Annotated in this window: 17 protein-coding genes; 10 read left to right on the top strand and 7 right to left on the bottom strand. The window is 62.9% G+C overall.

What is annotated here, in order from left to right; all coding sequences use genetic code 11:
• Positions 1-496: 496 nt before the first annotated feature.
• A complete protein-coding gene (locus tag A9513_RS19280) occupies positions 497-1,855 on the top strand; it encodes an OprD family porin (protein ID WP_065085318.1) in 1,359 nt (452 codons plus the stop codon).
• Between the two features lie 232 nt (positions 1,856-2,087).
• On the opposite strand, the gene aguA is transcribed toward A9513_RS19280, so the two are convergent.
• From aguA to A9513_RS19260, 4 genes are all read right to left on the bottom strand, one after another.
• Positions 2,088-3,197, bottom strand: a complete 1,110-nt coding sequence (gene aguA, locus A9513_RS19275; protein WP_065085317.1) for an agmatine deiminase — start codon at positions 3,195-3,197, stop codon at positions 2,088-2,090.
• Between the two features lie 218 nt (positions 3,198-3,415).
• On the bottom strand, positions 3,416-4,051 hold the full coding sequence (locus tag A9513_RS19270; protein WP_038803552.1) for a TetR/AcrR family transcriptional regulator: 636 nt from the start codon (positions 4,049-4,051) through the stop codon (positions 3,416-3,418).
• Between the two features lie 55 nt (positions 4,052-4,106).
• Positions 4,107-5,168: a polyamine ABC transporter substrate-binding protein gene (locus A9513_RS19265; protein WP_065085316.1), complete on the bottom strand. Its 1,062-nt coding sequence runs from the start codon at positions 5,166-5,168 to the stop codon at positions 4,107-4,109.
• Between the two features lie 244 nt (positions 5,169-5,412).
• The gene (locus tag A9513_RS19260) at positions 5,413-6,792 is read right to left on the bottom strand and encodes a glutamine synthetase family protein (protein WP_024762139.1); all 1,380 of its coding nucleotides are present in this window, start codon (positions 6,790-6,792) and stop codon (positions 5,413-5,415) included.
• A gap of 278 nt (positions 6,793-7,070) precedes the next feature.
• Between A9513_RS19260 and A9513_RS19255 the strand changes: the two genes are divergently transcribed.
• The 8 genes from A9513_RS19255 to A9513_RS19220 all read left to right on the top strand — a co-directional run bounded on the left by A9513_RS19255 (position 7,071) and on the right by A9513_RS19220 (position 16,358).
• Positions 7,071-7,820: a gamma-glutamyl-gamma-aminobutyrate hydrolase family protein gene (locus A9513_RS19255; protein WP_065085315.1), complete on the top strand. Its 750-nt coding sequence runs from the start codon at positions 7,071-7,073 to the stop codon at positions 7,818-7,820.
• A 40-nt stretch (positions 7,821-7,860) separates the two neighbouring features.
• Positions 7,861-9,219: a glutamine synthetase family protein gene (locus tag A9513_RS19250; RefSeq protein ID WP_024762141.1), complete on the top strand. Its 1,359-nt coding sequence runs from the start codon at positions 7,861-7,863 to the stop codon at positions 9,217-9,219.
• Positions 9,220-9,280: 61 nt separating this feature from the next.
• Positions 9,281-10,648, top strand: coding sequence for an aspartate aminotransferase family protein (locus A9513_RS19245; protein WP_024762142.1), 1,368 nt, complete (start codon positions 9,281-9,283; stop codon positions 10,646-10,648).
• Between the two features lie 117 nt (positions 10,649-10,765).
• On the top strand, positions 10,766-11,866 hold the full coding sequence (locus A9513_RS19240) for a polyamine ABC transporter substrate-binding protein (RefSeq protein ID WP_038803551.1): 1,101 nt from the start codon (positions 10,766-10,768) through the stop codon (positions 11,864-11,866).
• 234 nt (positions 11,867-12,100) lie between these two features.
• Positions 12,101-13,189, top strand: coding sequence for a polyamine ABC transporter substrate-binding protein (locus A9513_RS19235; protein ID WP_226046622.1), 1,089 nt, complete (start codon positions 12,101-12,103; stop codon positions 13,187-13,189).
• A gap of 151 nt (positions 13,190-13,340) precedes the next feature.
• A complete protein-coding gene (locus tag A9513_RS19230; protein ID WP_024762144.1) occupies positions 13,341-14,495 on the top strand; it encodes an ABC transporter ATP-binding protein in 1,155 nt (384 codons plus the stop codon).
• A gap of 26 nt (positions 14,496-14,521) precedes the next feature.
• Positions 14,522-15,403 (top strand): ABC transporter permease subunit, encoded by an 882-nt coding sequence (locus A9513_RS19225; protein WP_089285861.1) that lies wholly within the window; start codon positions 14,522-14,524, stop codon positions 15,401-15,403.
• Between the two features lie 82 nt (positions 15,404-15,485).
• Positions 15,486-16,358 (top strand): ABC transporter permease subunit, encoded by an 873-nt coding sequence (locus tag A9513_RS19220; RefSeq protein WP_037011446.1) that lies wholly within the window; start codon positions 15,486-15,488, stop codon positions 16,356-16,358.
• Positions 16,359-16,764: 406 nt separating this feature from the next.
• On the opposite strand, the gene A9513_RS19215 is transcribed toward A9513_RS19220, so the two are convergent.
• On the bottom strand, positions 16,765-19,152 hold the full coding sequence (locus tag A9513_RS19215) for a penicillin acylase family protein (protein ID WP_065085313.1): 2,388 nt from the start codon (positions 19,150-19,152) through the stop codon (positions 16,765-16,767).
• Between the two features lie 107 nt (positions 19,153-19,259).
• On the opposite strand from A9513_RS19215, the gene A9513_RS19210 reads away from it, so the two are divergent.
• On the top strand, positions 19,260-20,309 hold the full coding sequence (locus A9513_RS19210; RefSeq protein WP_037011442.1) for an AraC family transcriptional regulator: 1,050 nt from the start codon (positions 19,260-19,262) through the stop codon (positions 20,307-20,309).
• Between the two features lie 3 nt (positions 20,310-20,312).
• Here the strand turns inward: A9513_RS19210 and A9513_RS19205 are convergent, their stop codons facing one another.
• Both A9513_RS19205 and A9513_RS19200 read right to left on the bottom strand, forming a co-directional pair.
• Positions 20,313-20,825 (bottom strand): transcriptional regulator, encoded by a 513-nt coding sequence (locus A9513_RS19205; RefSeq protein WP_037011440.1) that lies wholly within the window; start codon positions 20,823-20,825, stop codon positions 20,313-20,315.
• Positions 20,826-20,913: 88 nt separating this feature from the next.
• Complete coding sequence (locus A9513_RS19200) at positions 20,914-21,471, bottom strand: DUF6436 domain-containing protein (protein WP_065085369.1); 558 nt, start codon at positions 21,469-21,471, stop codon at positions 20,914-20,916.
• Between the last annotated feature and the right edge of the window lie 5 nt (positions 21,472-21,476).

The raw sequence follows: 21,476 nt of genomic DNA, 5'->3' as shown, positions 1-21,476 counted from the left end.
CATATTAAGAATTAATTCTTTTTGGATTTATGAAGGTTCTTTTATCGTTGCCCTGCGTTGCCGCGAGCTGTCTCGGACAGAGCGGAAGGGGTTGGCGGTTTGCCGCCGGCCAGAGGTGATGGGGTGGCGGTTTTCCGCTGATCCGGCCCTGGGGAATGGCTCGAGAGTCGAGCCGGAGGCCGGAAAGACGGGAGTGTCGGACAGGGTAGGCCGGTTGGCCTGGGGATTGCCTTGTCAGGTGGCGAATGCCCAGCGCATCGCCACAACAACAAGACACGAGAATCGATCCATGCCCTTCCCATCTTCTGCCGTATCCCTGTCCGCCTGCCTGCGCGTCGCTCCAGCCTAGCGGGGCGTCGAAACAACCAACGAATCCTGCATGCCCGTCGTGCTCGCCACGTCGCGGCCGCTGCCTGCCATTCGGTCGGACTCCCGGGGGAGCCAGTCGTTGTTGCGAATGGCGTGTTTCCAAGATCAATAAAATGGGGAAATTCCAATGAAAAGCCGCACTCTCACGCAATCGGGCCTCGCGCTCGCCATCGCTGCCGCAGGCCTCGCGCAATCCGCCGTCGCCGCTGGGTTCATCGAAGACAGCAAGGCCAGCCTGACCCTGCGCAACTTCTACATCAACACCGACAACCGCAACGGTCCCGCCAATCCGAGCAAACAGGAAGAGTGGGGCCAGGGCTTCCTGCTCAACTACACCTCCGGCTTCACCGAAGGTACCGTGGGCTTCGGCGTCGACGCCCTCGGCCTGCTGGGCGTCCGTCTCGACAGCGGTAAAGGCACACACTACAACCCGACCAGCTCGAACTTTTCCGGTACTGTCTTCCCCACCGATGGTGACGGCCGCGCGGTCGACGATTTCTCCCACCTGGGCGCCACCGGCAAGGTGAAGGTTTCCAGCACCGTGCTGCAATACGGCACCCTGCTGCCCAAGCTGCCGGTCGTGACCTACAACGACGGTCGCCTGCTGCCGCAGACCTTCGAAGGCGGCCAGGTCACCTCCAACGAGTTCAAGGACCTGACCCTGCTCGGCGGCCAGCTGGAGCACATGAAGGGCCGTAGCTCCAGCAACAACGAAGGGCTGTCCATTGCCGGCGCCAATAACGCGCGCACCGGCGAATTCGTCAACAAGTTCTACTACGGCGGCGCCGACTACAAGCTGACCAAGGACCTGACGCTGCAGTACTACTACGGCAACCTGCAGGACTTCTACAAGCAGCACTTCCTCGGCCTGCAGCACAACTGGGCGATCGGCCCGGGCGTGCTGAAGAGCGACCTGCGCTACTTCCACAGCAGCGACGACGGCAAGAACGGCCACGACAAGAACTACTACACCAGCGGTTACTACGGCAACGGCGTAACCAAGGGTGAAGTCGACAACCGCGCCTGGAGCGGCCTGTTCACCTACACCGTCAGCGGCCACAGCTTAGGTGCCGGCTACCAGCAGCTCAGCGGCGACAGTGACTTCCCGTTCATCAACAACGGCGACGGCGCCACGGCCTACCTGATCACCGACGTGCAGATCGGCAAGTTCCTGCGCGCCGGCGAGCGCACCTGGCAGGTGCGCTACGGCTACGACTTCGCCCAGGCCGGCCTGCCGGGTCTGACCTTCCAGACCCTGTACCTGCACGGCGATAACATCGACACCAAGTACGGCGACAAGAGCGAGTGGGAGCGTGATATCTCCCTGGCCTATGTCATCCCGGACGGCACCCTCAAGGGTCTGGGCTTCACCTGGAAGAACGCTGCCCTGCGCAGTGGCCTGCCGGTCAGCGGCTCGGGCACTGCGACCCAGCGCGACCAGGACGAAAACCGCCTGATCGTCAGCTACACCATCCCGCTGCTGTAATTCTCTCAGGCTGAAAAAGCCGCCGTTCTCGCAAGAGACGGCGGCTTTTTCATGTCGCCGCCCACCTTCGGACGTTGCTCTTCGTAGGAGCGAGCTTGCTCGCGAACAAGTCCCGTCGCGAAGTCGTTCGCGCGCAAGCTCGCTCCTACAGAGGCATTCCTCTGCCAATGAAAAAGGCCGTCGTTCCGGTGGGAGCGACGGCCCTTTTCTTCAGCAAATCAGCTTCAGCGAATCAGCGCTTCTGCGGCGCCGGCTGCTGCTGGGTGATGCAGTGGATGTTGCCGCCGCCCAGGAGAATCTCGCGGCCCGGCACCATCACCACTTCGTGTTCGGGGAAGATGCGCTTCAAGGTGGCTTCGGCCTCTGCGTCCGCCGGATCGTCGAAGCGCGGCGCGATGATGCCGCCGTTGACGATCAGGAAGTTGACGTAGGAGCCGGCCAGGCGGATCGACGGATCGCGCGGTTGGGTGCCGATCACCAGGTCGATGCCTTCGCACTCGGCTTCGGTCGCGTGGATCGGGCCGGGGATGACCATCTTGTGCACGGTGAGCTGGCGGCCCTTGGCGTCGCGGGCGGTTTCCAGCACGCGCATGGCGGCCTGGCAGCGCTCGTAGTTCGGGTCGTTCTGATCGTCGGTCCAGGCCAGCAGGACTTCGCCGGGGCGCACGTAGCAACAGAAGTTGTCGACGTGGCCGTCGGTCTCGTCGTTTAACAGACCGTCCGGCAGCCAGATCACGCTGTCGATGGCCAGGTGCTCGCGCAGCACGGCCTCTATCTCTTCGCGGCTCATGTGCGGGTTGCGGTTGTGGTTGAGCAGGCATTCCTCGGTGGTGATCACCGTGCCTTCGCCGTCCACATGGATCGAGCCGCCTTCCAGCACGAAGCCTTCGGTGCGGTAGCCGTCGCAACGCTCGATGCCGAGGATCTTGCTCGCCACCTGGTCGTCGCGGTGCCACGGGAAGTACAGGCCGCCTTCCAGGCCGCCCCAGGCATTGAAGGTCCAGTCCACGCCGCGTACTTCGCCGTCGTTATTGGTGACGAAGGTCGGGCCGGTGTCGCGCACCCAGGCATCGTCGTTGCTGATTTCCACCACGCGGATGTTGGCCGCGTCGGCCAGCTGGGCGCGGGCGTTCTCGTACTGGCCGGCGGAAACGCCGATGGTCACAGGCTCGAAGCGGGCGATGGCGCGGGCCACGGCGCTGAAGGCGGCCTGCGCGGGCTTGCCGCCCAGGCGCCAGTTGTCCGGCCGCTCGGGCCAGACCATCCAGGTCTGGGTGTGGGGTTCCCATTCCGCCGGCATGCGGAAGCCATCGGCGCGGGGAGTGCTGGTCAACGTAGTCATGGGGCGATCCTGGGGGCTGCTTAGTTGGGGACGTAGGGCGCTATGCGCGTCGCCCCATCCTGCGCTTTGGGTTGTGTCATTCGAGAGTGCATCACGAGCGGCCAGTATAGGTCGCTGCGGGCAGTGTCTGATTTTATATCCGATAAAAATCGATTTATGAAGCGAATTTTTCTCGAATATTGCCCGTGTATTCGGATTTTAATCGGATATAAATCGATTTATTTCAGGGGTGAGGGGCGCTTCGGCAGGCAGGGCGGCAGGTACAGCGAGAGGTAGGCATCGATCACCCGCATGCCTTCTTCAGCCAGGCGTTCGGTAATCAGCCCGTGACGCTGCACGGAGAGGGCGTAAACGCGATCACCCAGTTCGATGGCGAGGCTGAATACCTCGATATCCTGCGGCAGTGGTGGCAGCTCGAAATGCCGCTCGAACAGGGCGCGCATGGCCTGGCCGAGTTGCACGTCATGCTGGCTGTCGGCCTGGGTGACTTCGGCAAGGCCGTGGCTGGCGAGGATCAGCTGGCGTGCGGCGGCGTCTTCGGCGTACACGGCCAGGGTACGTTGTTCGACCAGTCGTGCGAGGTCGCGCCAGTCGCGCAGGGCGGCGTGATCGACGGGCTGTTCCAGGCAGGCACGGAAGGCGGCGTGGACGTCATTGGTCAGGCCCTGCAGCAACGCCGGGACGCTGGGGAAGAAGTGATAGACGGAAGAAGGGGGAATGTCCGCGCGTTCGGCCACTGCGTAGATCGATAGCCCCGCTGCGCCGCTTTCGGCCAGCAGGGCGCGGGCCGCGTCGAGGATCACGGCGATTCTTGCCTGGCTGCTGGCGCGAGGTTTGCGGGTGGGAGCGGGCATGGCTGTCTCCGGAGCTGGGCAGCTATTGGACGCCAGCTCCGGTGCGCTCGGCAAGTCAGCTGCCGCCGTCGCGCAGCTTGGCCCAGACTTCGGTGATCACCGGGGCGGTCTTTTCCGGCGCGGTTTCCAGGGCAAACAGGCGGCGCTTGGTTTCCTGGTCCGGGTACAGGCCCGGCTGGTCGCGCAGGGCGGCATCGAGGAACTGCGCGGAGTCCTTGTTGCCGTTGGGGTAGAGGGTGGCGGCGGTGATCTGCGCGGCGACCTTGGGTTGCATCAGGTAGTCGATGAACTTCAGGGCCAGGTCCGGATGCTCAGAGGCGCTGGGGATCACCAGGTTGTCGATGAACAGCACCGAGCCTTCCTGCGGCACCACGAAGCGCACCGGCTGGCCGGCGTTGGCGGCGCCCAGGGCGTCGCCGACCCAGGCCATGGCGACGCACAATTTGCCGGCGTTGAGGTCCTGGATGTAGCGCTCGCTGTCGATGTAGCGCAGGTTCGGGCGCAGCTGTGCGAGCACTTCGCCGGCGCGGCGGATCTGCGACGGAGCGCTGCGGGCGAAGTTGCGGCCCTGGTAGTTCATCAGCACCGAGAAGGCTTCGTCCGGAGCGTCCAGCAGGCTCATGCCGCAGGCCTTCAGGCGCTGGCTCTGCTGCGGGTCGAACATCACGCTCCAGCTGTCGGGCAGCTTGCCGCCGTAGGCCTTTTCCGCTTCGGGTTCGTTGATTGCCAGGCCCACGGCACCCCACAGATAAGGGATGGCATGCTGGTTGTTGGGGTCGACGGCGGCCAGCTTGCTCAGCAGCTGGGTGTCGAGGTGGCTGCGGTTGGGCAGCTTGGAGAAATCCAATGCCTGGATGCGCTTGTCGCGGATCAGCGCCGGCAGGTCGTTGTGCGAGGGCACAGCGACGTCGATCTTCTCACCGCTCTCCAGGGCCTTCTTGACCTCTTCGGCGGTGCTGTAGGTCTTGTAGTCGACACGGATGCCGGTGTCCTTCTCGAAGTCCTTGAGCACTTCGGGGGCGATGTAGTCGTTCCAGTTGTAGACATGGATGACCTGCTCGGCCCAGGCAGACAGCGGGCACAACAGCATCAGAATCACGGCGTACAGGCGTGGCATTGGCGATCTCCCTGAATGAACCACGTAATCAGCGGATGCGGCATTCGCCGCTCGATAGCGCGACAGCAAAGACACGACAGACGCGATGGCGCCCGGGCGGGCGGATGGAGACATCGCGAGCAGGAAGGAACGACGGATGTGACTCGCCCTGGCGCCCCTCCTCGCCGTTGCGATGTCGCAGTTCCCCGGGTGTGCCAGAGGCACAAGGAAACGCCGGCACGAGGGCCGGCGTTTCGTTTACCACTTATACGGTGTGCAAGTACCAGTTGTACTCGAGATCGGAAATCGAATACTCGAACTCCTGCATCTCATGCTCCTTGCACGCGACGAAGATGTCGATGTACTCGGGGCTGATGTACTTGTTCATCACGTCGCTGTCGTCCAGCTCGCGCAGGGCATCGCGCAAGTTGTTCGGCAGGCTCTGTTCCAGCTGCTCGTAGGCGTTGCCTTCGATCGGCGCGCCCGGCTCGACCTTGTTGGTCAGGCCGTGGTGGACGCCGGCCAGTACAGCCGAGAGCAGCAGGTACGGGTTGGCGTCGGCACCGGCGACGCGGTGTTCCAGGCGCACCGCTTCCGGTGCTCCGGTCGGCACGCGCAGGGCGACGGTACGGTTGTCCAGGCCCCAGCTCGGCGCGTTCGGCACGAAGAAGGCCGAACCGAAACGGCGGTACGAGTTGACGTTCGGGCAGAGGAACGCCATCGACGCCGGCAGGGTCTCGAGCACACCGCCGATCGCGTGGCGCAATGCGGCGTTCTGCTCGGGATCCTCGCTGGTGAAGATGTTCTTGCCGTCCTTGTCGAGCAGCGAGACGTGGACGTGCAGACCGTTGCCAGCCTGACCCGGGTAGGGCTTGGCCATGAAGGTCGAGTCCATCTCGTGGTCGTAGGCGACGTTCTTGATCAGGCGCTTGAGCAGGACTGCGTAGTCGCAGGCCTTCAGAGCGTCGTCAACGTGGTGCATGTTGACTTCGAACTGGGCCGGTGCGCTTTCCTTGACGATGGCGTCGGCGGGGATGCCCTGGGCGCGGGCGCCGTCGATGATGTCCTGGAGGCAATCAGCGTATTCGTCGAGGTCGTCGATGGAGTAGACCTGGACCGATTGCGGGCGCTTGCCGGAGATCGGCGAGCGCGGCGGCTGCGGCCGGCCGTTCACGTTCTCCTGGTCGATCAGGTAGAACTCGAGCTCGAAGGCCGCGACGATGGTCAGGCCGATGTCGGTGAACTTCTGTACCACCTGACGCAGTACTTCACGCGGGTCGGCGAAGAACGGCGTGCGTTCTTCCATCTCGTGCATGGTCATCAGCAGTTGCGCGGTCGGGCGCTTCTGCCAGGGCTCCATGGAGAGAGTATTGGGGATCGGGAAACAGACGCGGTCCGCGTCGCCAATGTCCAGGCCGAGGCCGGTGCTTTCCACGGTGGAGCCGGTGATGTCGAGAGCGAAGAGAGAGGCGGGGAGGTTGATGCCCTTCTCATAGACTTTGGGCAGGTTGGTGCGTTCGATGCGCTTGCCGCGGACCACACCATTCATGTCTGCAATAAGGAGGTCGACGAACTGGACCTCGGGGTGTTCCTTCAGGAACTCACTCGCTTCTTCGAGCGACACGGCACTCTGGGGTACCGACATGATGTCACACCTTTATTGTTAAAAATTTCAATCATTCGAAAGCTGAGGTGTGAGTCAATCCGAATTGGCAAGGGTTGTCAATGTCGCACCAAAGTGGGGCGCATCAGTCCTGATGGGCCGTTTTTGGGGCGTTTCGAGCCGCTTTTGATCCGCGGAGAGCCTTTGCTGGCGGGCTGTTCAGTGGGGCGTGTTTGATTTTTTACATGGCTATTGTGTAAAAAAATGAACAAGGCTAAGCTCGGCCTCAAGCCCATAACACTTACAAACACGGGTGTCCCATGTCTCGCCTGCCGTTAATCGGCGTGTCCGCCTGCATCAAGCAGATCGGTTCCAAACCCTACCATGTTGCTGGCGACAAATACCTCAGAGCGCTGATCTCCGGGGCCTCGGGCATTCCTTTGATCATTCCCTCCCTGGGCGATGCCATCGACCAGGAAGACATGTTGGCCGCGTTCGACGGCCTGCTCTTCACAGGCTCGGCGTCGAACGTCGAACCCCATCATTATAGTGGCTCCGCCAGCGTTGCAGGCACCCCCCATGATCCCGAGCGCGACAGCACGACGCTGCCGCTGATTCGCCGCGCCGTCGCGGCCGGGATTCCGGTGCTGGGCATCTGCCGCGGCTTCCAGGAAATGAATGTCGCCTTCGGCGGTTCGTTGCACCAGAAGGTGCACGAAGTCGAGGGCTTCATGGACCACCGCGAACCTGCCGGTGAGCCGATCGAAATCCAATATGGTCTGCGGCATGTCGTCGACGTGCAGCCGGGCGGCGTTTTCGCCGGTATCGGGCTACCCTCGCAGTTCCAGGTCAATTCTATTCACGGCCAGGGCGTTGATCGTCTGGCGCCCGGCCTTCGTGTAGAAGCTCTGGCGCCTGACGGGTTGGTTGAAGCCTTCTCCGTCGAAGGTGCGGCCTTCGCCGTCGGGGTGCAGTGGCACCCGGAATGGCAGGTCGAAACGAACCCCAACTATCTCGCTATCTTCCAGGCATTCGGCAAAGCCTGCAGCAAGAGGGCGGGGAACCGCTGAGTCCGGCGTTGGGGCCGGGCTCTCAAACCCTGAGGTCTTTATGACTAGCAAGCTAGACCAGCTCAGTGGCTGGTTGAAGGAACGCAAGATCACTGAAGTGGAATGCATGATCGCCGACCTGACCGGGATCGCCCGGGGCAAGATCGCGCCGACTGCGAAATTCCTCAACGAGAAGGGCATGCGCCTGCCGGAGAGCGTTCTCCTGCAGACCGTGACCGGCGACTACGTCGAGGATGACATCTATTACGACCTGCTGGACCCGGCCGACATCGATATGGTCTGCCGCCCGGACGAGAATGCCGTGTTCCTCGTCCCCTGGGCCATCGAGCCGACCGCGATGGTCATCCACGATACCTACGACAAGCTGGGCAACCCCATCGAGCTGTCGCCGCGCAACGTCCTCAAGCGCGTCCTCCAGCTATACGCCGAAAAGGGCTGGAGGCCGATCGTGGCTCCGGAGATGGAGTTCTATCTGACCAAGCGCAGCGACGACCCCGACTACCCGCTGCAGGCTCCGGTGGGCCGTTCCGGCCGCCAGGAGACCGGTCGCCAGTCCTTCTCCATCGACGCGGCGAACGAATTCGACCCGCTGTTCGAGGACATGTACGACTGGTGCGAACTGCAGGGCCTGGATCTGGACACCCTGATCCATGAAGAAGGCACCGCGCAGATGGAGATCAACTTCCGTCACGGCGATGCCCTGGACCTGGCCGACCAGATCGTGGTGTTCAAGCGCACCATGCGCGAGGCCGCTCTCAAGCACAACGTGGCCGCGACCTTCATGGCCAAGCCGATGACCGGCGAGCCGGGCAGTGCCATGCACCTGCACCAGAGCATCGTCGACATCAAGACCGGCAAGAACATCTTCTCCAACGCCGACGGCAGCATGAGCGAGCTGTTCCTGCATCACATCGGCGGCCTGCAGAAGCTGATTCCCGAGGCGCTGCCGCTGTTCGCGCCGAACGTCAACTCGTTCCGCCGCTTCCTGCCCGATACCTCGGCGCCGGTGAACGTGGAATGGGGCGAAGAGAACCGCACCGTGGGCCTGCGCGTACCGGATTCCACCCCGGACAACCGGCGCGTGGAAAACCGCCTGGCCGGCGCCGACGCCAACCCCTACCTGGCCCTCGCCGCCAGCCTGCTGTGCGGCTACATCGGCATGGTCGAAGGCCTCAAACCCAGTGCGCAGGTCAAGGGCCGCGGCTATGAACGGCGTAACCTGCGCCTGCCGCTGACCATCGAGGCTGCACTGGAGTGCATGGAAGGTAGCAAGACCCTGGAGAAATACCTGGGTGACAAGTTCATTCGAGGCTATGTCGCGGTGAAGCGCGCCGAGCACGAGAACTTCAAGCGAGTAATCAGTTCCTGGGAGCGCGAGTTCCTCCTGCTTTCTGTCTGATCGGCGTGGGGGCCGGCGCGTGGCCGGGCCCCGTGTTTCTTAGAGAAGAGGTTTTATCAAGATGACTAACCAGACCAGCGCCAACACCCAACACTGGCAGGCGCTCAGCCGCGATCACCACCTGGCTCCGTTCACCGACTACAAGCAGCTGAACGAGAAGGGTGCGCGCATCATCACCAAGGCCGAAGGCGTGTACCTGTGGGACAGCGAGGGCAACAAGATCCTCGACGGCATGGCTGGCCTGTGGTGCGTGAACGTCGGTTACGGTCGCAAGGAACTTGCTGAAGCCGCCTACAAGCAGATGCAGGAACTGCCCTACTACAACCTGTTCTTCCAGACCGCACACCCGCCGGTACTGGAGCTGTCCAAGGCCATCGCCGACATCGCTCCCGAAGGCATGAACCACGTGTTCTTCACCGGCTCGGGTTCGGAGTCCAACGACACCGTGCTGCGCATGGTCCGCCACTACTGGTCGATCAAGGGGCAGCCGCAGAAGAAAGTGGTCATCGGCCGCTGGAACGGCTACCACGGCTCCACCGTCGCCGGCGTCAGCCTGGGCGGCATGAAGGCGCTGCACGAGCAGGGTGACCTGCCGATCCCGGGTATCGAGCACATCGCCCAGCCTTACTGGTTCGGCGAAGGCGGCGACATGGACCCGGAAGAGTTCGGCGTCTGGGCTGCCGAGCAGCTGGAGAAGAAGATTCTCGAAGTCGGCGAAGACAAGGTCGCCGCCTTCATCGCCGAGCCCCTGCAGGGCGCGGGTGGCGTGATCGTTCCGCCGAAAACCTACTGGCCGAAGATCCGCGAGATCCTCGCCAAGTACGACATCCTGTTCATCGCTGACGAAGTGATCTGTGGTTTCGGCCGTACCGGCGAATGGTTCGGCAGCCAGTACTTCGGCAACGCCCCGGACCTGATGCCGATCGCCAAGGGCCTGACCAGCGGTTACATCCCCATGGGCGGTGTGATCGTTCGCGACGAGATCGTCCATACCCTGAATGAGGGTGGCGAGTTCTACCACGGCTTCACTTACTCTGGTCACCCGGTAGCCGCTGCGGTGGCGCTGGAGAACATCCGCATCCTGCGCGAAGAGAAGATCGTCGAGCGAGTGAAGAGCGAAACGGCACCGTATTTGCAACAACGCTGGCAAGAGCTGGCCGACCATCCCCTGGTAGGCGAAGCCCGCGGGGTAGGCCTGGTGGCAGCACTGGAGCTGGTGAAGAACAAGAAGACCCGCGAGCGCTTCGAAGGCAAGGGTGTCGGGATGCTGTGCCGCGAGCACTGCTTCCGCAACGGTCTGATCATGCGCGCGGTGGGAGACACTATGATTATCTCGCCGCCGCTGGTGATCGAGAAATCGCAGATCGATGACCTGATCACCCTGGCGCGCAAGTGCCTCGATCAAACCGCCGCAGCCGTTCTGTCTTGAGTCTTTCACCAGACCTTTGACAGACTGCGCCTGTGCGTTGGCCAGGCTCACCGGGTGGTGACGGAAGGAGATGTCCACGCCACCCGGAACATCAAAAAAACAAACGGAGCTACCCGCATGTTCAAGACCTTCGGCAAATCCCTGCTCGCTGTAACGCTGGCAGGCGCTGTGGCTGGTATGGCGCAGGCTGATGACAAGGTGCTGCACGTCTACAACTGGTCGGACTACATCGCGCCGGACACGGTCGACAAGTTCACCAAGGAAACCGGTATCAAGGTCGTCTACGACGTCTACGACAGCAACGAAGTGCTGGAAGCCAAGCTGCTGGCCGGCAAGTCGGGCTACGACATCGTGGTGCCGTCCAACTCCTTCCTGGCCAAGCAGATCAAGGCGGGTGTGTATGTGCCGCTGGACAAGTCCAAGCTGCCGAACTGGAAGAACCTGAATCCGGACATCATGAAGACCCTGGAGATCAGCGACCCGGGCAACCAGTACGCGATCCCCTACATGTGGGGCACCATCGGCATCGGCTACAACCCGGACAAGGTCAAGGCCGCGCTGGGCGACAACGCCCCGGTGGACTCCTGGGACCTGGTGTTCAAGCCGGAAAACATTCAGAAGCTGAAGGCCTGCGGCGTGAGCTTCCTCGACTCGCCGACCGAAATGATCCCGGCAGCCCTGCACTACCTGGGCTACAAGCCCGATAGTCAGGACCCCAAAGAGCTCAAGGAAGCCGAGGCACTGTTCCTGAAGATTCGTCCGTACATCTCCTACTTCCACTCCTCCAAGTACATTTCCGATATCGCCAACGGCAACATCTGCGTGGCCATCGGTTACTCGGGTGACGTGTACCAGGCCAAGTCCCGCGCTGAAGAAGCCAAGAACAAGGTCACTGTGAAGTACAACATTCCGAAGGAAGGTGCTGGCGCGTTCTTCGACACCGTTGCCATTCCGAAGGATGCCGAGAACCAGGAAGCCGCGCTGAAGTGGATCAACTTCCTGCTCGAGCCGGCTGTCATGTCCGAGATCACCAACGTCGTGCAGTTCCCGAACGGCAACGCCGCGGCCACCCCGATGGTGAACGAGGCGATCCGCAACGACCCGGGCGTGTATCCGACTCCGGAAACCATGAAGAAGCTGTACGCCTTCCCGGATCTGCCGGCGAAGACCCAGCGTCTGATGACCCGCAGCTGGACCACCATCAAGTCCGGCAAGTAATCGGGTAGTCGCTGCCGCCTGACGCGGCAGCGGATGGTCCGGGACAGCGGCGGGGGAGTGCCCTTCCTCGCCGCTACCGGCAGCAACAAACAGCTTCCATCGGTGGAATGGCTGCGCAGGCCCTGGCGCTCTCGTGCTGATGAAGGGTTCGGCGCTATCCACGGACCGGCCGTCGAAACCCCGGCAGCAACCGACTGAAGTAGTAAAAAACAACGAGAGGACTCACGTGTGCGCATTCCCTTCCGCAGAACCCTGATCGCTGCAGTCTCCGTCCTCGGCCTGACCTCGCAGGTGCAGGCGCAAGAGACCGTCCACATCTACAACTGGTCGGACTACATCGGTGAAACCACCCTCGCCGATTTCGAGAAGGAAACCGGTATCAAGCCGGTGTACGACGTCTTCGACTCCAACGAAACCCTGGAAGGCAAGCTCCTGGCCGGTCGCACCGGTTATGACGTGGTCGTGCCGTCCAACCACTTCCTCGGTCGCCAGATCAAGGCCGGTGCGTTCCAGAAGCTGGACAAGAGCCAGCTGCCGAACTGGTCGAACCTCGACCCGCACCTGATGAAACAGCTCGAGGCCAACGACCCGGGCAACGAGTACGGCGTGCCGTACCTGTGGGGCACCAACGGCATCGGCTACAACGTCGACAAGGTCAAGGCCGTGCTGGGTGTCGACAAGATCGATTCGTGGGCTGTGCTGTTCGAGCCCGAGAACATGAAGAAGCTCAGCCAGTGCGGCGTCGCCTTCCTCGATTCGGGCGACGAGATGATGCCGGCTGTGCTCAAGTACCTGGGGTTGGACCCCAATAGCACCAATCCGGACGACTACAAGAAGGTGGAAGAGAAGCTGATGGCGGTGCGCCCATACGTCACCTACTTCCATTCCTCCAAGTACATTTCCGACCTGGCCAACGGCAACATCTGCGTGGCGGCCGGTTTCTCCGGTGACGTATTCCAGGCCGCCAACCGCGCCAAGGAAGCCGGCAAGGGCGTGAACATCGCCTACGCCATTCCCAAGGAAGGCGCCAACCTCTGGTTCGACATCCTCGCCATTCCGAAGGATGCCTCCAACCCGAAGGCAGCCCATGCGTTCATCAACTACCTGCTCAAACCCGAAGTGATCGCCAAGGTCAGCGATTACGTCGGTTACGCCAACCCGAACCCCAAGGCTGGCGAATTCATGGATGAGTCCGTGCGCAACAATCCTGAGGTGTACCCATCCCAGGAGGTTCTCGACAAACTCTTCGTGCAGCATGAGCTGCCGCCGAAGACCCTGCGCCTCATGACCCGTTCCTGGACCAAGATCAAGTCAGGCAAGTAAGGCGGATTTCCCCCAATCCGTCCGCGCGGGCACGGAGCGTCGGAGAGCCCCTCGAAAGGTTTTCCGACGCACGTAAACTGCGCCAGCCCTGAGTAATACCAAGCATGCCCGGCCGCGGGGGCCGGGCCTCTATGATTTGGGAGTTGTGGTAATGGCAATAGCCTCCGGTGCCTACAAGAAAGCCTTGAGTGGCGACCAGAAACCGAAAGAGGTTCTGGTAAAAATCGACCGGGTCAGCAAGCAGTTCGACGAAACGCTGGCTGTGGACAGCGTGACCCTGGACATCAAGAAGGGCGAGATCTTCGCCCTGCTGGGTGGTTCGGGTTCGGGCAAGTCGACCCTGCTTCGCATGCTGGCTGGTTTCGAGCGTCCCACTGAAGGTCGCATCTTCCTCGATGGCCAGGACATTACCGACCTGCCGCCCTATGAGCGGCCGATCAACATGATGTTCCAGTCGTACGCCCTGTTCCCCCACATGAGCGTGGCGCAGAACATCGCTTTCGGCCTCAAGCAGGACGGCCTGCCCAAGGCAGAGATCGACAAGATCGTCGACGAGATGCTCAAGCTCGTACAGATGACCCAGTACGCCAAGCGCAAGCCGCACCAGCTCTCCGGTGGCCAGCGCCAGCGCGTGGCCCTGGCCCGTTCCCTGGCCAAGCGTCCGAAGCTGCTGCTGCTCGACGAGCCCATGGGCGCGCTGGACAAGAAGCTGCGTTCGCAAATGCAGCTGGAACTGGTGGAGATCATCGAGCGCGTAGGCGTGACCTGCGTGATGGTGACCCACGACCAGGAAGAGGCCATGACCATGGCCCAGCGCATCGCCATCATGCACCTGGGTTGCATCGAGCAGATCGGCAGCCCGATGGACATCTACGAGACGCCGGCCAGCCGCCTGATCTGCGAGTTCATCGGCAACGTCAACCTGTTCGACGGCGAGATCGTCGAAGACCTGCAGGACCACGCGGTGATCGCCTGCCCGCAGCTGGAAAACCCGATCTACATCGGCCACGGCATCAGCACCCGTGCCGAGAACAAGCGCATCACCTACGCGCTGCGCCCGGAAAAGGTCATGGTCAGCGCGCAGAAGCCCGCCGACCTTGAGCACGAAGGCTTCAACGTTGCCCAGGGCACCGTGCATGACATCGCCTACCTGGGCGGCCACTCGGTGTACTACATCAAGCTGGCTTCGGGCTTCATCGTCCAGGCCTTCATGGCCAACGCCGAGCGCCACGTGGCGCGTCCGACCTGGGACCAGCCGGTTTACATCAGCTGGTACGACGACAGCGGTGTGGTACTGCAATCATGAACATCAGCAAATCGCTCATGAAACGCCTGCCGAACGGCCGGCATGCCGTGATCGGTGTGCCGTTCTTCTGGCTGTTCCTGTTCTTCCTGCTGCCCTTCGCCATCGTGCTGAAGATCAGTCTGGCAGCCGCAGACGTGGCCATTCCGCCGTACACCGAAGTGTTCCAGTACGCCGACCAGACCCTCCAGGTCGTGATGAACCTGGGCAACTACCTGATGCTGACGGACGACCCGCTCTACATCGACGCCTACCTGGGCTCGCTGAAGATGGCGGCGATCAGCACATTCCTCTGCCTTGTGATCGGTTATCCGATGGCCTACGCCATCGCCCGCGCCAGCAAGGAAATGCAGACCGTCCTGCTGCTGCTGATCATGATGCCGACCTGGACGGCGATCCTGATCCGCGTGTACGCCTGGATGGGCATCCTGTCCAACAACGGCCTGCTCAACAGCTTCCTGATGTGGCTGGGTATCATCAATGAGCCGCTGACGATCCTGAACACCAACTTCGCGGTGTACATCGGCATCGTCTACTCGTACCTGCCCTTCATGGTCATGCCGCTCTACGCCAACCTGGTGAAGCACGACATGAGCCTGCTCGAAGCCGCGTCCGACCTCGGCGCGCGCAGCTTCACCAGCTTCTGGAAGATCACCGTGCCGCTGTCCAAGAACGGCATCATCGCCGGCTGCATGCTGGTGTTCATCCCGGCGGTGGGCGAGTTCGTGATTCCGGAACTGCTCGGCGGCCCCGAGACGCTGATGATCGGCAAGGTGCTGTGGCAGGAGTTCTTCAACAACCGTGACTGGCCGGTGGCGTCTGCCCTTGCCGTGGTGATGCTGGCCATCCTGATCATTCCCATCATTCTCTTTAACAAGAACCAGGCTAAAGAGCTGGAGGGCAAGGTATGAGTTTCTTCAAGGCAATCTGCCCATCATTCTCTTTAACAGACTCTTTACCCACGAGCCTGGCTAAAGAGCTGGAGGGCAAGGTATGAACAAGCGTTGGTCGTTCTCCAACATCATGCTGGTGTTGGGCCTGCTCTTCATCTACGTGCCGATGATCATCCTGATCATCTACTCCTTCAACGGCTCCAAACTGGTGACCGTGTGGGGCGGCTGGTCGGTGAAGTGGTATGTCGGCCTGCTGGACAACCAGCAGCTCGTTGGCTCGGTGTTCCGCTCGCTGGAGATCGCCTGCTACACCGCGATCTCCTCGGTAGCCCTGGGTACCCTGGCCGCCTTCGTGCTGACCCGCATCCCGCGCTTCCGTGGCCGTACGCTGTTCGGCGGCATGGTCACCGCGCCGCTGGTCATGCCCGAGGTCATCACCGGTCTGTCGCTGTTGCTGCTGTTCGTCGCCATGGCCCAGCTGATCGGCTGGCCGCAGGAACGCGGCATCGTGACCATCTGGATCGCCCACACCAGCTTCTGCTCGTCCTACGTAGCGGTGGTGGTGTCGGCACGCCTGCGCGAACTGGACCTGTCCATCGAGGAAGCGGCCATGGACCTGGGCGCCAAGCCCTGGAAAGTGTTCATGCTGATCACCATCCCGATGATCGCCCCGTCGCTGGCGGCGGGCGGCATGATGTCCTTCGCCCTGTCGCTGGATGATCTGGTACTGGCCAGCTTCGTCTCCGGTCCTGGCTCCACCACCCTGCCGATGGAAGTGTTCTCCGCCGTGCGCCTGGGCGTGAAGCCGGAGATCAACGCCGTCGCCAGCCTGATCCTGCTGACCGTTTCGCTGTTCACCTTCTTCGCCTGGTACTTCACCCGTCAGGCCGAGGAACGTCGCAAGCGTGCGATCCAGGAAGCCATGGAGTCCAACGCGACCGACTGGCAGAAGGGTTCGACAGCCACCGCCTGACGCCGTCTTGTCGGCCGGTAGTATCCGGCGATTGTCGAACCACGGGCCACCTTCGGGTGGCCCGTGTTTTTTGCTCACACGTTATTCCGAAGTGCTTGGAAGACTTGGGTTTATCGGAAAAATCCGTGGGTAGGAAAGCGCAACTCCCAGCGGATTGCGATCTACGCTTTAAACGTTCGGTTGCGCTTTCCGGTCTCCCCCGAACCAGGACCGGGGCGCGCCGCCGGCAAACTTCCAGTGACGCCTTTTGGCACTCCGTGCGGGAGACGGCGCCCAATACAACACCCCGATCGTTATCCCTTGGGGAAATAACGCGCCAGGGAGCTTCGGCATCTCCCGCAACACTCTCTACATGCACCCATGAAAAACCCCGCAGGAGCGGGGTTTTTCATTTTCGGCAGGCAACTCAGCGACGGACGGGGATCAGCCGCAGAATGCCCTTGGTGTTGGCCTTCACCTCGTTGTCCTCGTAGTGCTGCGGCAGGTACTGGCCTTCGATGTAGGCTTCGGCCTGGTCGTCGTAGTGCTTGTCGAAGGGCACGCCGCTCTGGCCCACCGGGTTGATGCCCAGGCTGTGGGCCGGGTCGGCGAAGTCGATCAGGCGACGGGTGGACGGGCCGTAGAGCACCTGCCAGGGTGCCGGGCCGACGCGGGCGGAGAGGTTGTTCGGTACCTCGTGGCCACCCGGCGCGGCGAATGGGCCGACATTGAAGAGGCGATCCAGCGGCTTCTGCTGGCCCAGCGGGTGGCCGTGGGTCAGGGTGTGCGCCTTACCCCACAGCCACTGTTTCGAGTCCTGGCCGAGGGTGGTGCGCAGATGCGCCAGGCTGTCTTTCCAGGCGGCCTTGACGATATCCGCGCGAGTTTCCTTCTGCGGCGTCTTGCGGTTGTCCCACCAGGGCGAGCTCTCGTCGGCGGCCAGGCGCGGCAGGGCCACGTCGAGCACGCGGGTGGACAGCAGGTTGTCGAAGAAGGCGTCGCCCATCTCGTCGCGCATGGCGCCGTCTGCCACCTGGTAGAGGAGCTGGTTGAACAGCGTGGCGGTCACGGAGTCCAGCGGATGGTCGCCCTGCCAGTTGGCCAGGCTCTCCACCAGCGCCTTCTCTTCGTCGCTTGCCGCGGCTTCACGCAGGATCGGCAGCAGCGGCTTGAGGAAGCGCGGGCCATAGCCGGTGGCGGTGTCCAGTTGCAGCGCCTGGCTGTTCTGCAGGTCCCATTTCACCGAATCGTCGGACAGGCGCTTGTTCAGTTGCTGACCGCGGTCGGGCAGGTTGTAGTAGCCCGGCACCGGGCGACCGTTGGCCGGTACCGGCTGGAAGTTGGCCGAGACGATGTAGCCGCGCGCCGGGTTTTCTTCCTGCGGGTTCTCGCTGAAGGGGTAGAAGCCGGTCTTGTCGGCCTGGCCGCTGGCGCCGTCGAGCAGGAAGTTCGGGTTGACCCCGTCCGGGCGTACCGGCAATTGCGCCGATGCCCACCAGCCGATGTCGCCGCGGGCGTTGGCCCATACCACGTTGAGGCCCGGCGACTGGATCTTCGAAGCCGCCGTGCGGGCCTTGGCCAGGGTATCGGCGCGGTTCAGCTCGTAGAAGGCATCGAGGATCGGGTTCTGGGTTTCCAGGAAGGCCCACCACATGGCCACCGGCGTCTTGCCCGAGGCAGTGCCCAGCGCGTCATTGACCAGCGGACCGTGGGGCGAGCTGCGCAGGGTGATCTTCACTGGCGCCTCGCCTTTCACGGCGATGCTCTGCTCCTCGCTCTTCAGGTCCACCCACTGGCCGTGGTACCAGACCTGGTTGGGGTTGTCCGGGTTGACCTTCTCGGCGACCAGGTCGACGTCGTCGTTCTGGAACATGGTCAGGCTCCAGCCGAACTGCAGGTTATGGCCCAGCGAGGCGAACGGGTTGAGCGCCTGGTAGTGGCCGTACAGCTCGAACCCCGGCGCGCTGGCCTGCATCTCGTACCACACTGCCGGCACGGCGAAGCGGATGTGTGGGTCACCCGCCAGCAGCGGCTTGCCGCTCTTGGTGCGGCTGCCGGACACGGCCCAGGCGTTGCTGCCTTCGAACTGCGGCAGGCCGGCCTTCTCCAGGGCCGCGTGGCTGAGCTGGGCGATGGCGCTCATGTCCTGCCAGTCGGCGGCGGCCAACGTGGACGGCGTGAGGACGCCGTTGGGGTGCCAGTCGAGGTCGAAGACTTTCAGGTAATCCGCGCCCAGTTGGTCGCGCACGTAGGTCAGCACCGGTTCGGTACGGAAGGCGGCGGCGAAGCTGTAGGCCATGTAGCCGGCGACGCTGACGGTGTCCTCGGGCGTGAAGGGGCGCTTGGGTATGCCGAGGATGTCGAACTCCACCGGGCGCGGGTGGCTGTCCTGGAACTGGTTGACGCCATCGAGGTAGGCGACCAGGGCCTTCCAGGCCGGGGAATTCTTGTCCTGCGTCTTCACATACTCCGCCGCGTGGTCGCGGATGCGCAGGCTACGGAACATGCGGTCGGTGTCCACCAGCTTGGGCCCGAGCACTTCGGCGAGCTCGCCGCGGGACAGGCGCCGCAGTATTTCCATCTGGAACAGCCGGTCCTGGGCATGCACGTAACCGATCGCCCGGTACATGTCCTCCTCGCTGCCGGCCTTGATGTGCGGCACGCCACGCTCGTCGTAGCGAACCGTGACTTCGCTGGCGAGGCCGGCCAGCGGCAGTTGTCCGTCGCGTACCGGCTGCTTGCCGTGCAGGTACCAGCCAGCGCCCGCCGCGGCAGCGGCGACAACGACAGCGAGGACAGTCAAAGTGCGTTTCATGGGGCAACTCCTTGTTGTTATGCGGCGATTCTGCAAAGGAAGTCGCATGGCGTTCATTGACCAAATGCCTCATGGCTGGAACTCTTCGGTCAATCCCAGGAGGAAGCATGTCCGCCCCAGAGCTGAATTTCCCGGCAGCGCCAGCCATGACTCAGTCCGCCACCCTGCGCCGCCAGTTGTACGAGGCGCTGTCCGTGCTGGGCTTCGATCCGACCGACATCTACCGCCAGGCCTTGCAGAAGGTCCGCCTGCCGCCGCCGGCGCAGAGTGGCCGGCTGGTACATGACGATGCCCCGCTATTCTGGACGACCCTCGACGACATCACCGGCGATCCCGACATCGGCCTGCACCTGGGCGAGGCGATGAGGCCGCGTCTGCTCGATGTGGTCGGCTACCTGCAGATGGCCAGCGGCGACCTGCGCGAGGCGCTGCAGAGCTTCCTGCGTTTCCAGCACATTCTCTCCGGTGGCTTCGCCGCACAGATGCATGAAGAGGGCGACCGGGTACGGCTGATCCTCGACCTCAACTACCTGGGCATCAGCAACCTGCGGCAGCAAATGGAGTGCCTGATGCTGCTGTTTCTCAAGCAGCTGGCGCTGATCACCGACGATGAGTTCCGCGTCCAGGCCGTGGAGTTCCGCCACCCCCAGCCACGCCGCCTGAGCGAGCACCGGCGGCTGTTCGGCCTGACGCCCAGCTTCGGCAAGCCCCATGACGCCTTGCTCTTCGACCGGGCCCTGCTGGCGAGGCCTTCGCGTACCGGCAACCCGGTGCTGCACCGCCTGCTCACCGAGCATGCGCGAGAACAGCTGGGCACGCTGGACGAGAACGACCTGCTCAATCGCCTGCGCTACCTGATTGGCATCCGCCTGGGGGAGGGGGACTGCACCCTGCAAAGTTGTGCTCGCGAACTGGGCGTGCGCGCAGGGCTGCTGCAGCGCAACCTGGCGAGCCGGGCGCAGACGTTCAGGGAGGTGCGAGAGGAAGTGCGCCGACAGCGTGCGGCGCAGTTGCTGGAGCAGGGCGTGGCGATTCGCGAGGTGGCGCGGGCCTGCGGGTTTGCCGAGGTGTCGCCGTTCTATCGTGCCTTCAGGCGCTGGTATTCGGTGCCGCCCGAGCGCTATCGCCAGCGCCTGCGAGGCGGCACCGAAGGCTGAGGGCTACTCGGCCAGCGGGATTTCGCGGCTGACTTCCAGCAGCGCCATCGCGTCCAGCTGGTCTTCGATCTGCAGGAAGCGCAGCGCGCGCTGCGGCGAGACTTCCTTGGCGATGCGCTTGAGGTATTTCTCCTTGAGTTCCTGGCGGTCGTCCTGCAGCTCCAGCACCTGTTTCTGCAGTTTCGCTGCCTCGTCGTTGCTCACCGAGCCGGTGTTATAGCTGTTGGCGTAGTCGATGATGATCGCCAGCGTCTGCTTGCTCAGCTTGTCCGCCTCGGTGCGGTAGCTGTTGTAGATCGGCCAGAACTTCTCGGTCTCCTGCGGGGTGAGCTTCATGTTGGCTTCGACGATGCGCTTGCGCTTGTAGTCGATGTCGGCGATGCGGTTGTTGATGGCCTGCTTGTGCTGCTCCATGACTTGGCTGCTGCTGGGGGTATCTTCGGCGTGGGCGGCCAGGGGCAGGACGAACCCGGTGGAGAGAGCGGCGCAGAAGGCGAGGGCGGAATGAAGACGCATGCGAAAAGCTCCTTGGTGACGATCAGCCCTTCATGGGCCGGCGAACCAAGTGTAGTCACGGATTGGCCATCGTCTTCGTTGATGCGGCTCAGTGCTTCGTTTCATCCCACGGGCAATAGCAGCCCACGGCCAGGGTGTGGGTTGCGTTGACCTGGCGCCCCTGCACCAGCGCGTCGAGGATCGGTTCGATGAAGCTGTTGCCCGAGGTGCACACCGCCCCTTCGCTGTAGGGCCCGAAATAGGCCAGCTCGCCCTGGGCGTTCCAGATCGCCACGGCGGGGCTGGCCGGCAATTGCCCGGCGCCGGGCAGTGAGTCCAGCGCGCGCATGGCGCTGAGCGTGTCGGGCAGGTGGCCGCGGGTGCCTGGCTTCTGCACGGCGAAGAATTCCACGCCCTGCGGGCCGAAGCGCTGGATCAGCTCGGCGAGGTGCTGCTGGTTGCCGACGTTGCACGGGCAGGCCGGGTCCCAGAAATGCACCAGGCGGATCTTTCCGGGACCGGCCAACTGCGCGGGCAGCATCAGGTGGTCGCCGGAGAACAACTGCGGCTGATGGCTGAATGGGCGGATGAAGCGGTTCTCGTACCACCAGTAGGTGGCGAGCAGCGCGCCCAGGCAGAGCGCGGCAATCAGCCAGGTGAGCAGCACAAGCA

It is taken from the genome of Pseudomonas sp. AU12215, assembly GCF_001675465.2.
Lineage (GTDB): Bacteria > Pseudomonadota > Gammaproteobacteria > Pseudomonadales > Pseudomonadaceae > Pseudomonas > Pseudomonas nitroreducens.
This window is presented reverse-complemented; position numbering and strand designations above follow the sequence as displayed.

Coding starts and splice junctions, on each gene's coding strand:
- A9513_RS19265 (WP_065085316.1), bottom strand. CDS start 5,168: ATGCCACGCCTGTACGCCGTGATTCTGATGCTGTTGTGCCCGCTGTCT.
- A9513_RS19245 (WP_024762142.1), top strand. CDS start 9,281: ATGACTAACCAGACCAGCGCCAACACCCAACACTGGCAGGCGCTCAGC.
- A9513_RS19230 (WP_024762144.1), top strand. CDS start 13,341: ATGGCAATAGCCTCCGGTGCCTACAAGAAAGCCTTGAGTGGCGACCAG.
- A9513_RS19220 (WP_037011446.1), top strand. CDS start 15,486: ATGAACAAGCGTTGGTCGTTCTCCAACATCATGCTGGTGTTGGGCCTG.
- A9513_RS19215 (WP_065085313.1), bottom strand. CDS start 19,152: ATGAAACGCACTTTGACTGTCCTCGCTGTCGTTGTCGCCGCTGCCGCG.
- A9513_RS19280 (WP_065085318.1), top strand. CDS start 497: ATGAAAAGCCGCACTCTCACGCAATCGGGCCTCGCGCTCGCCATCGCT.
- A9513_RS19210 (WP_037011442.1), top strand. CDS start 19,260: ATGTCCGCCCCAGAGCTGAATTTCCCGGCAGCGCCAGCCATGACTCAG.
- A9513_RS19260 (WP_024762139.1), bottom strand. CDS start 6,792: ATGTCGGTACCCCAGAGTGCCGTGTCGCTCGAAGAAGCGAGTGAGTTC.
- A9513_RS19240 (WP_038803551.1), top strand. CDS start 10,766: ATGTTCAAGACCTTCGGCAAATCCCTGCTCGCTGTAACGCTGGCAGGC.
- A9513_RS19270 (WP_038803552.1), bottom strand. CDS start 4,051: ATGCCCGCTCCCACCCGCAAACCTCGCGCCAGCAGCCAGGCAAGAATC.
- A9513_RS19255 (WP_065085315.1), top strand. CDS start 7,071: ATGTCTCGCCTGCCGTTAATCGGCGTGTCCGCCTGCATCAAGCAGATC.
- aguA (WP_065085317.1), bottom strand. CDS start 3,197: ATGACTACGTTGACCAGCACTCCCCGCGCCGATGGCTTCCGCATGCCG.
- A9513_RS19205 (WP_037011440.1), bottom strand. CDS start 20,825: ATGCGTCTTCATTCCGCCCTCGCCTTCTGCGCCGCTCTCTCCACCGGG.
- A9513_RS19250 (WP_024762141.1), top strand. CDS start 7,861: ATGACTAGCAAGCTAGACCAGCTCAGTGGCTGGTTGAAGGAACGCAAG.